The organism is Nocardiopsis sp. NPDC006832 (assembly GCF_040635885.1).
GTDB lineage: Bacteria > Actinomycetota > Actinomycetes > Streptosporangiales > Streptosporangiaceae > Nocardiopsis.
This window is the reverse complement of record NZ_JBEYLC010000027.1, coordinates 12,085-25,435: the sequence shown is the minus strand read 5'-3', so window position 1 is coordinate 25,435 and position 13,351 is coordinate 12,085. Positions and strand designations below refer to the sequence as shown.

Genomic DNA, 13,351 nt, shown 5'->3' with positions numbered 1-13,351 from the left:
CCGCCCCGTTAATAAAAAGAGGTGGCCATGTACGACGCCGAAGTCCTGGTGGTGGGAGCCGGCCCCACAGGATTGACCACCGCGTGCGCGCTCATGCTCCAAGGTGTCCCCGTGCGGGTGATCGACGCCGCCGAGGGACCCTCGTGGAGCTCCCGGGCGAACTTCCTGCACGCGCGGGGAGCCGAGGTGCTCGACCGCTTGGGAGCCTTGGGGGATCTGCCCGAACAGGCGATCTCCGCGCTGACCATCAAGGTGCACGTGGCCGGTGAACCGGTCTCCGTGGTGCGCTTCGGGGACGTCGGCCTGCGCACCAGTCGCCCCGCGCTCCTCACTCCCCAATCCGAGGTCGAGAGGGTCCTGCGGGAGCGCTTGGCGGACCTGGGCGGTTCGGTGCGGTGGGGTACGCGACTGGTCGGGATCCGACAGGACCTCGACGGGGTGGTCGCCTCCGTGGAGGAGGGCGACCCGATCCGGGCGCGCTGGCTCGTGGGCGCGGACGGGGCCCACTCCGCCACGCGCAAGCTCGTCGGCGAGGCATTTCCCGGAGCCCCCATCGCCGACACCTGGTTGCTCGCCGACGTGCACATGGACTGGTCACTGGAACCGGACGGCTCCTACGGGTGGCTGCATCGCGACGGTGTCCTCGGCGCCCTGCCCATGCGCGACCCCGCCGGTGAGGGTGTGCTCTGGCGTCTGATGGCCTACGTTCCGGGGCTCGGAGAGCAACGTCCCGGCGAAGAGGAGATCCTCGAACGACTGCGCACCTTGCTCCCCGAACGCACGCACATCGCCAGGGCGCGTGTACTCGACGCCACCTGGACCTCGGTCTTTCGCATCCACCGACGGCTGGCGGATTCCTACCGCCGGGGCCGGGTCCTGATCGCCGGGGACGCCGCGCACATCCACTCGCCGATGGGCGGGCAGGGGATGCTGACGGGCATCGGTGACGCGGAGAACCTCGCCTGGAAACTCGCCCTGGTCTTGCGAGGGAAGGCGGGATCGGCCCTGGTGGACACCTACCAGGACGAGCGGCGACCGCTGGCCGAAGTCGTGTTGCGCACCACCACGGCCAACTCCCGCCTTCAGTTGGGAGAGGGAAGGGTACTGCGCTACCTCCGAGAACACGTCCTTCTCAAGCTCATCGACCTGCCCGCGGTCCAACGCTGGGCGACCTCGATCGCCTCCCAGTTGAGCGTGAGCTACCGCAAGGGCCCCTTGGGCGGACGACGTCCATCGTTCCCTTCGAAACGCCCCGGCCCGGGCGATCGGGTTCCGGACCTGCCGTGCCTGGGAGAGGACGGCGAACCGACCCGACTGCACGGTGAACTCGGCTCGCACTGGGTCCTGCTGGCACCCACGCGGGAACCGACCGAGGCGGACACCGTCCGGGAGCGTCTCGGGAACGACGTCACCGTCCTCACCCCCCGTTCAGCGGGGCTCCGCGACCTCCTGCTCGTCCGTCCCGACGGACACCTGCTCTGGCGCGGTCGTACCGGCGACGACCGGATCGGACGTGTACTGGACGGCCTGCTGAACGAAGGGCGGACCCGATGACCACCGGACCGGAGCGCCCCCGGCGTGGGCGGCCGCGCGACCCGGCGACCGACCGGGCGATCCTGGACGCGGCCTTGGAGTTGTTCCTGGAGAAAGGAGCGGGGGGAGCCTCCATACAGGCCATCGCGGCGCGCGCCGGGGTCGGCAAACCGACGGTCTACCGACGCGGGTCCTCCAAGGAGGAACTGATCGCCCAGGCCATCGAACACGGGCGAGGGGACCACCCCGAACGACCGCCGGACGACACGGCGAGCGTCGCCGAGGTGATCGAACAATCCCTGCCTGCCTCCGTCGCACTCATCACCGAACCCGGGTTCCGCGCCCTGCTGGCCCAGATGTTGGGGTCCGCAGGGACACATCCGCGCATCATGGAGGCCAGTTGGGAGCACTACATCCTGCCCCGCCGCCGCGTCGCGGCGCTCCTGTTGGAACGCGCGGTGAAGGAGGGAACGGTCGATGCCGAAGCGGACTTCGACGCGCTCATCGACATGATGGTCGGTGCCGTCATTTACCGGGTCCTGCAACCGGAGCCCTTGGACCGGGAGCGGGCGGAACGGCACCTGCGGTCGATCTACCGACAGGTGGGTCTGCTCCCCCCGACACACGGCAAGGCCTGATCGTCGTCGGGGTCGGCCTCACCAAGCCCACTCCGGGTGGCCGGTCTGCTCTTGACTGACCCGCCACAGGCGTTCCCGGGCGTTCCCATCACGGGCGGACGGTGGCAGGGGGACGGGACGGCATCGTTCGTCCAGGTAGACCCCTCGCGGTGGGTTCCGGTCGGCCGTCTCACCATCGGTTCGGCCGTTCCAGGCGTCCTGCCGCGTGGCCAGGCGAGCATAGGTCCGGGCCATGCGTTCCGGGGAAAGCGCCACCTGGTTCTTGGGGGCGTACAGCGCCCGCAGGACACGCGGCATCGAGGCCAGCCGATCGGGATCCAGGCGTACGGCCGGAACCCGGAGACAGACCACGTCGACGGAGCCACGAGCGTGCTGGGCGATCCGAAGACTCGTCATGATCTGGGCGAGTTTGGCGTGGTAGTAGGCCTTGGTCGGGCTGTACCAGCGTGGGGAGTCGAGTTCGTCGAAGCGGATCCTGGTCCACGGCATCGTGACGAGACCCTTGCTGGCGATGGTCAGCAGTCGCGGTGCCGGGGCGGTGGCCATGAGCGGGCTGAGCGCGGCGGTGAGCCTGTGCGGTCCCAGATGGTCGGTGGCCCAGACGAGTTCGTGACCGTCCGGGGTGAACCGGGGTACGCGCATCGTCTGGTCGAAGATCGCCGCGTTGTTGATCAAGACGTCGAGTCGGTCCAGGGTCGCGCCGAGGTGGCGCGCGGCGGTCTCGATGGACGCGGGATCGGAGAGGTCGGTGACGACGAGCCGTGCCGCGACGGTGGCTCTGTCGTTGATGCGCTCCAAGGCCCTCTCACCTCGGGCCGGATCGCGGCACAGGGCGAGAACGCGGTGTCCTTCGGCGGCGAGTCGTTCCGCCGTGCGAAGGCCGATTCCGGAGTTGGCCCCGGTGATGGCGATGGTGAGGGAGGTTCGGGGCACGACGGTCTCCTGGGGTGGTGGTCGGACTCGGGTGGCTCGACATCGGCCTCACGTGGCGTCCTGGTCTCAGGACCGTAGTCGGGAACCCATGCGTCGCGCGAGCAGGAGGGAGACGATCACGGTGGTCGACAGCCCGCCGATCAGGATCGACGTGGTGGAGACGGCGTCGGTCGCGGACCCGGTCAGGGCCAGGAACGCCCAGGCCGGCGGTAGGACGAGCAGTGGTGTCCACCAGGGCGCGGGCAGTATCCAGAGCAGCGACGGAACGAGGATCGAAACGGCGGCCGCGCCCTTCAACACCACCAGTGCCTCCACCTTGTTGCTCGCGTAGGCCGCGGTGGTCGACACGACCAGAGGCGCGACCGACGTCGCCAACGCCACGGCCGTGATCAGCCCGGGGGACCACTCCGGCGCCAACCCCGACAGAGACACGGAGAGCATCAGGCCGATCAGGGTGAGCAGGGCCGCCGTCCCCGACCAGAAGCCGAAGTAGGCGGTGGGTGAAAGCGGGGAGACCCGCAGAAGCAGGAGGATCCGGTCGTCGATGTCCTCCACCACACGCAACGCCACGGCGGCCCCCACCATCAGGGGAATGTGCAGGAGCAGAGCGCCGAAGACGGCCGGGGTGTGTGGAAGGAGGTCGAATCGGTGAACCGACCACAGGTACTCGACGAGTACGGGATGGGCCCACCGGAGCGCCAGGAACAGAGGGACGAGCGCCAGGACGATGATCGTCAACAGGGGGTCGCGTCGCGCGCCGACCAGTTCCCATCGGATCAATCCCAGGAGTGGGTGGCGTCTCCTCCCGGACGGTGACGCGGAGCCCGTGCGCACGTGGCCGCGCCGTCCTGCGGCACCTTGAGTCCGGACACGGTCCGTTTCCGGTTCGCGGACCGCCTTCGACACGGGTCCGCGCCGCCGTGGTGCTCCGCCGGTGGGATCGGCGGGGGCCATGGCCGCCCATCGACACACGGCCATCGCGCACCCCAGGGCGTACGGCAGCGCGAGCACAATGCCGAGGCCTCCCGACGCGCCCACCTGCCCGGTCACGCCGTAGTGGACCAACTCGGCGCCCGCCGTGGTGGGGACGGCCCACAGCAGGAGGCTCTGAACGATCTCGGTCATGTGCAGCACGGGAACGAAGATGAGTGGAGCCAGGACGGGTGCGATGGCGATGAGGGCACCCTGGAGGGTACGGGTACGTGCTCCCAGACCCAGGCACATCCCCACCAGGAGGACGGACGTGAGCAGGACTCCGGCCGTGGTGAGTCCGAGCGCGCTCCAGAACCGGTCACCGGTCGGCACCACCATGGTCACCGGGATCGCGATGGCGATGACCGCGAGGGTGAGGACCAGGACGCGCGCGACGGTGGCCGTCCCAGGGCCGACGGGGGTGACCGCGCGTGCCGCGTCCGTGCCCTCCACCCGCTCGAACATCAACAGGGCGACGGCGAACAACGCCCCGAAACCCGCGGTGTCCAGGAACAGCAGGTACGGCGCCACCGCCACCGCCGTCGACGCGGGAAGGGCCGCCAGTAGAGCGGTCCAGAGCACGGCGAGGATCGCGGCGATCGCCACGATCCCGTACCGTCGCGCCACCTTGGCCTCCACGGCGCAGGCACCGAGGAGCCGTGTCACAGCCGAACCTTCGTGACCGCCGCGAAGACCTCGTCGAGTGTGGCCTCGCGGGTGTGCAGGGTCGTGACGGTGCCCGAGCCCACGAGGGCGGACAGTTCGCCGTCGGGGCCCAGGGCGGTGAGGTCGAATACCCGCCGTCGCGTGCGGCCCTCGCACGAGTACTCGGCGACGACACCGGGTTCGCCGTGGCGTAGACGGAAACCCCTGGGGGTGTCCAGGGCGACGATCCTGCCGTCGACGACGAAGGCCAGGCGGTCGCACAGCTCTTCGGCCGTGCGCATGTCGTGGGTGGTGAGGAAGACCGTGGTGCCCCGGTCCGCCTCGGCTCGGATGATGTCGCGCAAGAGGGCCGCGTGAACCGGGTCCTGACCCGAGGTCGGTTCGTCGAGGAAGAGCAGGTGAGGTCGGTGCAGCAGGGCGCGGGCCAGGCTCAGACGCATCCGCATGCCCTTGGAGAACGCGCTCAGCCGACGGTGCGCGGCCTCGCCCAGACCGACGCGGTCCAGGATCTCGTCGATCCCAGAGGTGGGGCCGCCGTGCAGGGAGGCGAACACCTCCAGGTTCTCCCTCGCGGTGAGCCGGGTGAACTCGGCGGGCAGTTCGAACCCCACGCCTATCCGCTCGTAGTAGTCCCTACCCCACTCCGACAAAGGACGGGAGAATACGCGCACCCGGCCTTCGTGGTCGGGTAAGAGCCGGGTCAGTACCCGTTGGACCGTGGTCTTGCCGGCACCCGAAGGGCCGAGGAAACCGAAGACCTCGCCCCGGCCCACGGTGAAGTCCATGCCCCGCACCGCGTACTCACGCGTCCCTCTATAGCGCACCCGTAGATCGGTGACGGAGACGACGTCCTCGGTTCGTCGCTCAGTCATCGTCGGTCCCCGGTGCTTCGAGCGCGTCGAAGGCCTCTTCCACGAGCGCGATCAGGTCGGTGTCACCGTTGTTCTCCACCCAGGCGGTGATCGCGGTGGTGAGCGCGGCGACGCAGGCCGATGCCACCACCCTCGCCGCCAGTGGCGGCGGCTCGGCCCCGGAAGGATCGCCGAGCCCTCGCTCGAAGGCGTCCTGTGAGCCGCGCAGGCTTTCGGGCATTCGGGAGCGCAGGATGGGGGTGCTCAGCAGCAACCGGGAACGCAGGTACAGGGCCCGCCGATCCTGGGCGTAGACGGCCGGGAACACGCTCAGGACCGCGTCGCGCACACGTCGCAGCGGAGGGAGCCGGCGTGGCTGGGCGCGTACCAGCTCTTCGAGGAGGGGGTCGTAGTCGTCGCGGAGGACCACGTCCTCCTTGGTGGGGAAGTACCGGAAGAACGTCATGTGGGAGACACCCGCTTCGGCCGCGATCCGTTCCACAGTCGTGGCCTCGTATCCGTGCTCGACGAACAGCCGGAAGGCCGCCTCTCGCAGCGCCTTCCTGGTGCGTTCTCGCTTCCGCTCACGCCAGTGCGTCATGGCCCGGCCTCATTAATATGTTAGTCCCTAACATTTTTCCGGAAAGTCTAGCCCGGGCCGGCGGACAGGACCAGCCCCCGGCTCGGCGCTCCGGCCGCGTCCGGTGCTCAGGCCGGGATGTCCCGATGGCGCAGGGCCCACCACCCCAGCGTGATGAGCGACAGCGCCAGGAGCGCGAGGAGAAGAGGAGCGGCGTCGGTCGTTCGGTAGTAGGGGTTGACGTGCGCGAACGGGGAGGTGAGTAGGAACAGGGACTCCGGGACCGTTCCGACCTTGACCGCGATCTCGACCAGGACACCCACCGCCAACGCGGACCAGCCGAGTGCCACGCACAGGCGCGGGACCGCTCCGAAGGCCAGGAAGGTGACGGCGACGATCACCCACGAGGCCGGGACCAGGGACAGCGTGAACGCCGTGAAGCGGATGACGTCGCCGGCGGTGTCCTTGGTGCCCAGGGCGGACCCCGTTCCGACCGCGACGCCCAACACGGCGAGGAGCACGGTGGGGCACACGAAGGAGACCGACAGGTGCGCCACCGCCCAGCGAGTGCGTTCCACGGGACCGGACAGCAGTAGTTCGCCCGTTCCCGCGACCTCCTCTCGGCGTGGACGCAGGGTCGCCGACACGGCTTGGGCCGCGATCGGGAACACGAACACGAACACCGTGTAGACGAAGAAGACCCGCGCCGGCTCCACCCCCATGCCGGCGCCCATCGCTCGAACCCAGGCCGTGTCCGCGTATTCCGCCATCGCCCCCGATCCGACGTACCCCATCGCCAGGCCGCATCCGGCGATCACCGTCGCCCACAGCAGGAGGGACGCCCGTTCCGAACGCAGGGCCAGAGCGAACACCGAGCGGAGGGAAGGTGCGGCCCGGGCGGGCCCGGCCCGGTCGGGGAACAGACCCCCACCCAGGTCACGACGGCCGGCGAGGGCGAAGGCGACCGCCACCACCACCGCGGTCCAGATCGGCACGGGCAGCAACGCCCACCATCGCTCGTCGGTGAAGGGACGAACGTTCTCCAGCCATCCGTTCGGTACCAGCCAGGTCGTCCAGAGGCCTTCGCCGCCCGCCATCGCACCGAGTCCGCGCAGGAGGTGCAGGGCGTAGAAGGCGCCGAAGGCCAACCCGAACGCCGCTCCGGTACGTGTGGTGACCTGGACGGCCACAGCGGCCAGGGACGCACCCACCCACACCGAGGAACCGATCACCAGCGCGAACGCGGTGGAACCCGTGGCGGGTGCGCCGGTGACCACCAGACCGGCCGCGATCGCGGCGGCGATCACCACACCAGCACCCAGCGCCACGATCAGGGCGGCGGCCAGATCAGCGTGTCGGCCCAGTGGAAGACCGCCGAGTAGCTCGCGCCTTCCGGAGGTCTCCTCCGCGCGGGTGGTGCGAACGACCAGCAGTACCGCGCCCAGAGCGGCGCACAGGGTCCCGACCGCGAAGGCCTGCTGGGCGGCGAGCGCCTCGGCGGTGTCGGCGAACGCCCGCCCCTGGAACAGGACGAACATGGGGATCTGCTGGAGCTGCTCCCATCGGTCCGCCCGGTCGGCCGCGGTCGGATAGGTGGTCCTGGCGGCGGCCACACCGCCCAGGACGATACCGATCGTGGACAGCACCCACGCCGTGAGCAGGACTCGTTCCCTGCGCGGGATCTCCCGGGCCAGGAGACCGGCTCCGGTCGACGAACCTCCGACGCGACGGGTGACGATCGAGGTCATCGCGTGCCCCCGGCGGTGTCGTAGTGGCGCAGGAACAGTTCTTCCAGGGACGGTGGGTGCGCGGTGAGGTCGCGGACCCCCAGTGACGCCAACCGGGAGCACAGTTCCGTCAGGGAGCGCGGTTCGACGAGCAGACGCACCCGATCGCCCGACACCTCCAGGTCGTGCGCCCCGGCCAGATCCGCCAACGCGCTGGGCGAGGAGGTGAGAACGGCGGTGACGGTGACGCGGGACAGGTGCCGGAGGTCGTCGAGGGTGCCGCTCTCGACGGTGCGTCCGGCACGGACGATGGAGACCCGGTCGCAGAGAGCCTCCACCTCCGAAAGGATGTGGCTGGAGAGCAGTACGGTACGACCCCGGTCGCGTTCTTCGGTGATGGTGCGGCGGAACACCTCCTCCATGAGCGGGTCCAGGCCGGAGGTGGGTTCGTCCAGTACGAGGAGTTCGGTGTCGGCGGCCAGCGCGGCCACCAGGGCGACCTTTTGCCGATTGCCCTTGGAGTAGGCACGCCCACGGACACGGGTGTCCAGCGCGAAGCGGTCCACGAGTTCGGTGAGCCTGCGCTCATCGATGCCACCGCGTAGGCGGCCGAGCAGGTCGAGCGTCTCACCACCGGACAGGCCCGGCCACAGGGCGACGTCCCCCGGCACGTAGGCGAGGCGCCGCCGCAGGGTCGCGGTGTCCCGCCACGGGTCGCCGCCGAGCAGGTGCACGCTGCCCGCGTCGGCGCGGGTCAGCCCGAGCAGGACACGCAGGGCGGTGCTCTTTCCGGCCCCGTTGGGTCCCAGGAGGCCGTGGACCTCCCCGGTTCGTACGGTCAGGTCCAAGCCGTCCAGTGCGGTGGCGCGGCCGAAGCGTTTGAGGAGTCCGCGAACGCGGATGGCCTCGGTCGTGCTCATGGTTCCTCCTGCCACGGGCCCGTGGCCTCGTCGGAGATGGGACGCCCTCGCCCTTGGGAGAGGAACGCGTGGGTGGCCGAGTGGACCTCGACCATGGCCGCGACCAGGCGTGGGGTGTGTGCGGGGTCGAGGGGGTCGACGCCCATGCGACGGCCGATGTGGGTGTGCAGAGCGAGGGTGGACAACTGCATGGCTCCCATGACCGTGGCGGTGTCCTGGGTGGTCGTGGCTCCGGCCGGGTAGCGGTGGGGGTCCTGTTCGGTGAGGAAGCGTTCGGCGAGCGCCGCGCCGGTGTCGAAGAGTTCCGAGGCGGCGGGAGAATCCTCCACGAGTGCGCGGGCCAGGTAACGGGTGCTCGAACCGCTGGCCCGGTACATCGAGTCGAGGAACCCGGGGGCGGCGGTGTCCTTCTCCAAGGCCCGCCGCGCCTGATCCAGGAGGGTGCCGATCGCGTACTCGTCGCAGGCCCGCCGCAACCCTTCCTTGGAACCGAAGTGGTGGCGGATCAGGCCGGTGGAGACACCTGCCGCTGCGGCGATGAGCTGCACGGTGGCCCCTTTGACCCCGCGTTCGGCGAAGACCTTCAGCGCGGCGTCGCGGATCCGCGCCCGTCCGGTGAGGTCTTCGTTGGTGAGGCGGTCGATGTCCATGACTTCAGGCTACACGTTCGTGTAGTGAACTATAAGGGCGTGTAGCCTTTGGTCGCGCGGGGGCCGCTGAGACCGGTGATCGACCCAGCCCCGTGGTCCCGGGGTCAGTCGTCCTTGAGGACCTGGGCGGTGGTGTGTTCGCCGATCCCGGCCAGCAGGGGGTTGTCGGCGGTGCTGGTGACGAGCACCGACGCGTAGACGACCGCCCAGGCGCGGGCGCGCTTCCAGGTGTGTTCGTCGACGCCGACGAGCCCGTCGAGGCGGTCACGGAAGCGGACGCGGTCGGGGGCCTCGAAGGTCATCCAGGCGGTACCGAGATCGGTGGCCGGGTCGCCGCAGGTGAGGTCGCCGAAGTCCAGGACGGCCGCGAGTCCGTTCGCGTCGTCGACCACGATGTTGGCGGGGTGCGGGTCACCGTGCAGCCACAGGGGCGGGCCCTCCCGGGCCGGGGTGTCGACCAGTTCGTGCCACAGGTCGAGGAGGTCGGCGGCGCGGGGGTGGTCGGAGTCGTCGAGGCGTTGGACGACGCGCTCGTGGCGTTCGCGCAGGGGCACCCCGCGGACCGGGTTCCGTGGGGCCTCCGGTGGCGCGGGTACGTGCAACCGGGAGAGGAAGAGCGCCAGGGGTTCGACGAGGGGGCCGCGCTCGGCGGGTGGGACCTCGGCCGCGGTACGGCCCTCGAACCACGGGTTGACCGACCAACTCCAGGGGTAACCATGGCCGGGGCGGCCCACGTGGAGCGGCGCGGGCACGGGAACGCCGACGCGCGTGGCGATCTCGGGCAGCCACCGTTGTTCCTTGAGGACCAGGTGAGCGGCGATCGAGCGGCGGGGCATGCGCACGCACAGGTCATCGCCCAGGGAGAACAGCGCGTTGTCCCACCCGTTGGCGACGGGTTCGATGGGGAGCCCGGCCAACTCGGGGCACTGCTCGCGCAGGAGCGCGCGGACGAGGTCGGGGGTGACGTCGACTTCGGCTCGGGGGGTGCGCATCGTTCCAGTATGGGGCACGGGAGGCGCGCCCTCCCGTGCCCGGAACGGGGGCTCAGTAGTAGACCGCGAGCGGTCCGTTGGGTCCGTCGACGACCGTCACCGGGGTCTCGAACACCCGGGTGAGCACCTCGTCGGTCATGATCTCGTCCGGTGTGCCGAACTCGACGACCGAACCGTCCTTGACGGCGCAGATGTGGTCGGCGTAGTGGCCCGCGAAGTTGATGTCGTGCAGCACGATCACGATCGTGCGCTCCAGTTCCTCCGCCGCGCGTCGCAGGTGCTTCATCATCTGCACCGAATGGCGCATGTCGAGGTTGTTGAGCGGCTCGTCGAGCAGCACGTACTCGGTGTCCTGGCAGAGCACCATCGCGACGTAGGCGCGCTGACGCTGCCCGCCCGACAGTTGGTCGAGGTAGCGGTGTTCCAGGTCGGTCAGGGCCAGGAAGTCGATGGCCCGGCTGACGATCTCCTCGTCGGTCACGGTCAGCCGCCCCTTGGAGTAGGGGAAACGGCCGAACGCGACGAGTTGGCGCACCGTCAGCCGGGTGACGAAGTGGTTCTCCTGGCGCAGGATCGAGACGACCCTGGCCAGGTCCTTGGACGCCGTCTTCGACACGTCGTGACCGGCGATGTCGATGGTGCCCTGGTCCAGGCCGAGCAGCCGACCGATCATCGTCAGCAGCGTCGACTTGCCGGCGCCGTTCGGACCGACCAGCGCGGTCACGCCGCCCTTGGGGATCCGCAGGTCGACGGGGCCGATCGCGACCTCGCTGCTGTACTCCTTGCGCACACCGGTCAGGGTGATCACAGTCGGCCCTTTCTGAGGATGACGAACAGGAACACCAGTCCACCGACGAGTTCGATGATGATCGAGACCACGCCGTTGGCGTAGAAGATGTTCCGCATGACGAAGTAGGCGCCGTTGAGCACGACGAAGCAGGTCAGCACCGCGACCGGGAAGACGTACCGGTGGTCGTGGGTGTCGGCGAACTGGTAGGCCAGCGTCGCCACGAGGAAGCCCAGGAAGGTCATCGGGCCGATGAGCGCGGTGGAGACCGCCATCAGGATCGACACCAGGAACAGCACGCGCATCGTCTCGCGGCGGTGGTTCAGGCCCAGTCCCGTGCTCGCGTCACGCCCCAACGCCACGATGTTCAGCCGCCGCGAACTCGCCCACAGCAGGACGGTGGCGATCAGGCACAGCGGTACCGCGACCGGCAGGTAGGACGCGTCGGCGTTGGCGATGTTGCCGAACAGCCGCGCGGCCAGCACGTCGAACTCGCTGGGCGTGAGCAGCCGCTGCATGAACGTGGAGACCGAGGCGAGGCCACCGCCGATGATGATGCCGATCAGCAGCATGATCTGCAGGTTTCCGTACCTGCCGGACAGCAGCCATCCGTACAACAGCATCGAGAAGCCGACCATGAGCGTGATCTGTAGCAGGAACTGCGAGACGCCCTGGACCGCCATGATCCCGGCGACGCCCAGGAAGTACACGGCGGCGGTCTGGATGGCGGTGTAGAGCGCCTCGAACCCCATGATCGACGGGGTGATGATGCGGTTGTTGGTGACGGTCTGGAAGCTGACCGTGGCGACGGCCTGGCAGATCGCGACCACGGCCATGATCACCAGGTTCGTGGCGCGCAACTCGGCGATGCGCCAGAAGCCGTCCGAGCCGATCGGCATCGGGTTGTCCCAGGCCAGCTGGCCGAAGGCGAATCCGATCGCGAGCACCGAGAGCACCGCGATGATGACCAGGTAGCGGCGACGGGCGCGCGGGGTGGACAGGGTGCGCGAGGAACGCTCCGAGGGCGGCGCGGTGAGCGGACGTTCGGTCACACGGGAAACGGTCGTCTCAGCCACGGCGACGCTGCCTCAACAGGAGAAGGATGAACACGACGGCACCGACGACCCCGAGGATGAGGGACACCGGTACCTCGAAGGGCATGATGATGGTCCGGCCGATCAGGTCGCAGACCGTGACGATCCCCACGCCCAACAGACACACCCATGGCAGGTTGCCGCGCAGGTCGTCGCCGCGGAACATCGAGACGACGTTGGGGACGATGAGGCCGAGGAAGGGCAGGTTGCCCACCACCACGGTCACGACTCCGGTCGCCACCGCGATCAGCCCGGTGCCGAGCAGGATGACCCGGTTGTAGTTCAGGCCGACGTTGGTGGAGATCTCCTCGCCCAGGCCGGCGACCGTGAACCGGTCGGCGACGACGAACACCGCGACGGCCACCAGGGCCACGATCCACAGCATCTCGTACTGGCCCCGCAGCACCGAGGTGAAGCTGCCGGCGAACCACACGCCGAGGTTCTGCAGCATGTCGGTCTGCAACGCGATGAAGGTGGAAACCGCGCTGACGACGGCGCCCAACATGATGCCCACGATCGGGACGATGAGCGAGGACCGCAGGGTGACGCGGCGCAGGAAGAGGAAGAACACCATCGTGCCGATGAAGGCCGCCAGCACCGCGCCGAACATGCGGGTGGCGATGCTCGCGCCCGGCAGCAGGATCATCACGGTGAGCAGGCCGAGCCCGGCCCACTCGGTGGTGCCGGTTGTCGTCGGTTCGACGAAGCGGTTCTGCGTCAGCAACTGCATGACCAGGCCGGACATCGCCATGGCGGCGCCGGCCAGTACGAGGGCGATCGTGCGCGGGATGCGGGTGATCGCGAACATCTCGTCACCGTCGTCGGCGCCGAAGACGTCGTACACGCCGGTGAACAGCGACAGCACGAGCAGTGCGCCCACGACGGCGACACCGATGAGCAGCTTCCAGTCGAGGAGCCGGCCCTTGTCCCGTGTGCGCGACGGGGCCGGGGTCGCGGTGTTCGTCATGTTCCGGTGACCTCCGCGCGGCGGCTCGCGCCGGCGGTGGT

13 protein-coding genes are annotated in these 13,351 nt (G+C 69.4%); 2 read left to right on the top strand and 11 right to left on the bottom strand.

The genetic code is table 11. The annotated features are described in order from the left end of the window. Positions 1 to 27 precede the first annotated feature (27 nt). Positions 28 to 1,554: an FAD-dependent monooxygenase gene (locus ABZ717_RS14740; protein ID WP_358509786.1), complete on the top strand. Its 1,527-nt coding sequence runs from the start codon at positions 28 to 30 to the stop codon at positions 1,552 to 1,554. After that, positions 1,551 to 2,171, top strand: coding sequence for a TetR/AcrR family transcriptional regulator (locus ABZ717_RS14735; RefSeq protein WP_358509783.1), 621 nt, complete (start codon positions 1,551 to 1,553; stop codon positions 2,169 to 2,171). Before ABZ717_RS14740 ends, ABZ717_RS14735 begins: the two co-directional genes overlap by 4 nt. An 18-nt stretch (positions 2,172 to 2,189) precedes the next feature. Here the strand turns inward: ABZ717_RS14735 and ABZ717_RS14730 are convergent, their stop codons facing one another. The 11 genes from ABZ717_RS14730 to ABZ717_RS14680 all read right to left on the bottom strand — a co-directional run bounded on the left by ABZ717_RS14730 (position 2,190) and on the right by ABZ717_RS14680 (position 13,310). Further along, positions 2,190 to 3,104 (bottom strand): SDR family NAD(P)-dependent oxidoreductase, encoded by a 915-nt coding sequence (locus ABZ717_RS14730; RefSeq protein WP_358509780.1) that lies wholly within the window; start codon positions 3,102 to 3,104, stop codon positions 2,190 to 2,192. A gap of 66 nt (positions 3,105 to 3,170) precedes the next feature. Further along, positions 3,171 to 4,742, bottom strand: coding sequence for a hypothetical protein (locus ABZ717_RS14725; protein WP_358509777.1), 1,572 nt, complete (start codon positions 4,740 to 4,742; stop codon positions 3,171 to 3,173). Continuing rightward, positions 4,739 to 5,614 (bottom strand): ABC transporter ATP-binding protein, encoded by an 876-nt coding sequence (locus tag ABZ717_RS14720; RefSeq protein WP_358509774.1) that lies wholly within the window; start codon positions 5,612 to 5,614, stop codon positions 4,739 to 4,741. The genes ABZ717_RS14725 and ABZ717_RS14720 overlap by 4 nt, the downstream gene beginning before the upstream one ends. After that, entirely contained in the window at positions 5,607 to 6,194 is a 588-nt protein-coding gene (locus ABZ717_RS14715; RefSeq protein WP_358509772.1) for a TetR family transcriptional regulator, read from the bottom strand. The genes ABZ717_RS14720 and ABZ717_RS14715 overlap by 8 nt, the downstream gene beginning before the upstream one ends. Positions 6,195 to 6,301: 107 nt before the next feature. Then, positions 6,302 to 7,921 (bottom strand): antibiotic ABC transporter, encoded by a 1,620-nt coding sequence (locus ABZ717_RS14710; RefSeq protein ID WP_358509769.1) that lies wholly within the window; start codon positions 7,919 to 7,921, stop codon positions 6,302 to 6,304. Beyond that, entirely contained in the window at positions 7,918 to 8,820 is a 903-nt protein-coding gene (locus ABZ717_RS14705) for an ABC transporter ATP-binding protein (RefSeq protein WP_358509767.1), read from the bottom strand. Before ABZ717_RS14705 ends, ABZ717_RS14710 begins: the two co-directional genes overlap by 4 nt. Continuing rightward, positions 8,817 to 9,470: a helix-turn-helix domain-containing protein gene (locus tag ABZ717_RS14700; RefSeq protein WP_358509764.1), complete on the bottom strand. Its 654-nt coding sequence runs from the start codon at positions 9,468 to 9,470 to the stop codon at positions 8,817 to 8,819. Before ABZ717_RS14700 ends, ABZ717_RS14705 begins: the two co-directional genes overlap by 4 nt. 104 nt (positions 9,471 to 9,574) lie before the next feature. Beyond that, a complete protein-coding gene (locus ABZ717_RS14695) occupies positions 9,575 to 10,462 on the bottom strand; it encodes an aminoglycoside phosphotransferase family protein (protein ID WP_358509761.1) in 888 nt (295 codons plus the stop codon). Between the two features lie 52 nt (positions 10,463 to 10,514). Next, positions 10,515 to 11,270, bottom strand: coding sequence for an ATP-binding cassette domain-containing protein (locus ABZ717_RS14690; protein ID WP_358509758.1), 756 nt, complete (start codon positions 11,268 to 11,270; stop codon positions 10,515 to 10,517). Beyond that, entirely contained in the window at positions 11,267 to 12,301 is a 1,035-nt protein-coding gene (locus ABZ717_RS14685) for an iron chelate uptake ABC transporter family permease subunit (protein ID WP_358509756.1), read from the bottom strand. Before ABZ717_RS14685 ends, ABZ717_RS14690 begins: the two co-directional genes overlap by 4 nt. A 16-nt stretch (positions 12,302 to 12,317) precedes the next feature. Further along, positions 12,318 to 13,310: an iron chelate uptake ABC transporter family permease subunit gene (locus tag ABZ717_RS14680; protein ID WP_358509753.1), complete on the bottom strand. Its 993-nt coding sequence runs from the start codon at positions 13,308 to 13,310 to the stop codon at positions 12,318 to 12,320. Positions 13,311 to 13,351 lie beyond the last annotated feature (41 nt).

What these genes read in the sequence shown, in the direction of transcription:
- ABZ717_RS14740 (WP_358509786.1), top strand. Translation starts at nt 28, where the DNA reads ATGTACGACGCCGAAGTCCTGGTGGTGGGAGCCGGCCCCACAGGATTG.
- ABZ717_RS14710 (WP_358509769.1), bottom strand. Translation starts at nt 7,921, where the DNA reads ATGACCTCGATCGTCACCCGTCGCGTCGGAGGTTCGTCGACCGGAGCC.
- ABZ717_RS14735 (WP_358509783.1), top strand. Translation starts at nt 1,551, where the DNA reads ATGACCACCGGACCGGAGCGCCCCCGGCGTGGGCGGCCGCGCGACCCG.
- ABZ717_RS14715 (WP_358509772.1), bottom strand. Translation starts at nt 6,194, where the DNA reads ATGACGCACTGGCGTGAGCGGAAGCGAGAACGCACCAGGAAGGCGCTG.
- ABZ717_RS14705 (WP_358509767.1), bottom strand. Translation starts at nt 8,820, where the DNA reads ATGAGCACGACCGAGGCCATCCGCGTTCGCGGACTCCTCAAACGCTTC.
- ABZ717_RS14695 (WP_358509761.1), bottom strand. Translation starts at nt 10,462, where the DNA reads ATGCGCACCCCCCGAGCCGAAGTCGACGTCACCCCCGACCTCGTCCGC.
- ABZ717_RS14720 (WP_358509774.1), bottom strand. Translation starts at nt 5,614, where the DNA reads ATGACTGAGCGACGAACCGAGGACGTCGTCTCCGTCACCGATCTACGG.
- ABZ717_RS14700 (WP_358509764.1), bottom strand. Translation starts at nt 9,470, where the DNA reads ATGGACATCGACCGCCTCACCAACGAAGACCTCACCGGACGGGCGCGG.
- ABZ717_RS14680 (WP_358509753.1), bottom strand. Translation starts at nt 13,310, where the DNA reads ATGACGAACACCGCGACCCCGGCCCCGTCGCGCACACGGGACAAGGGC.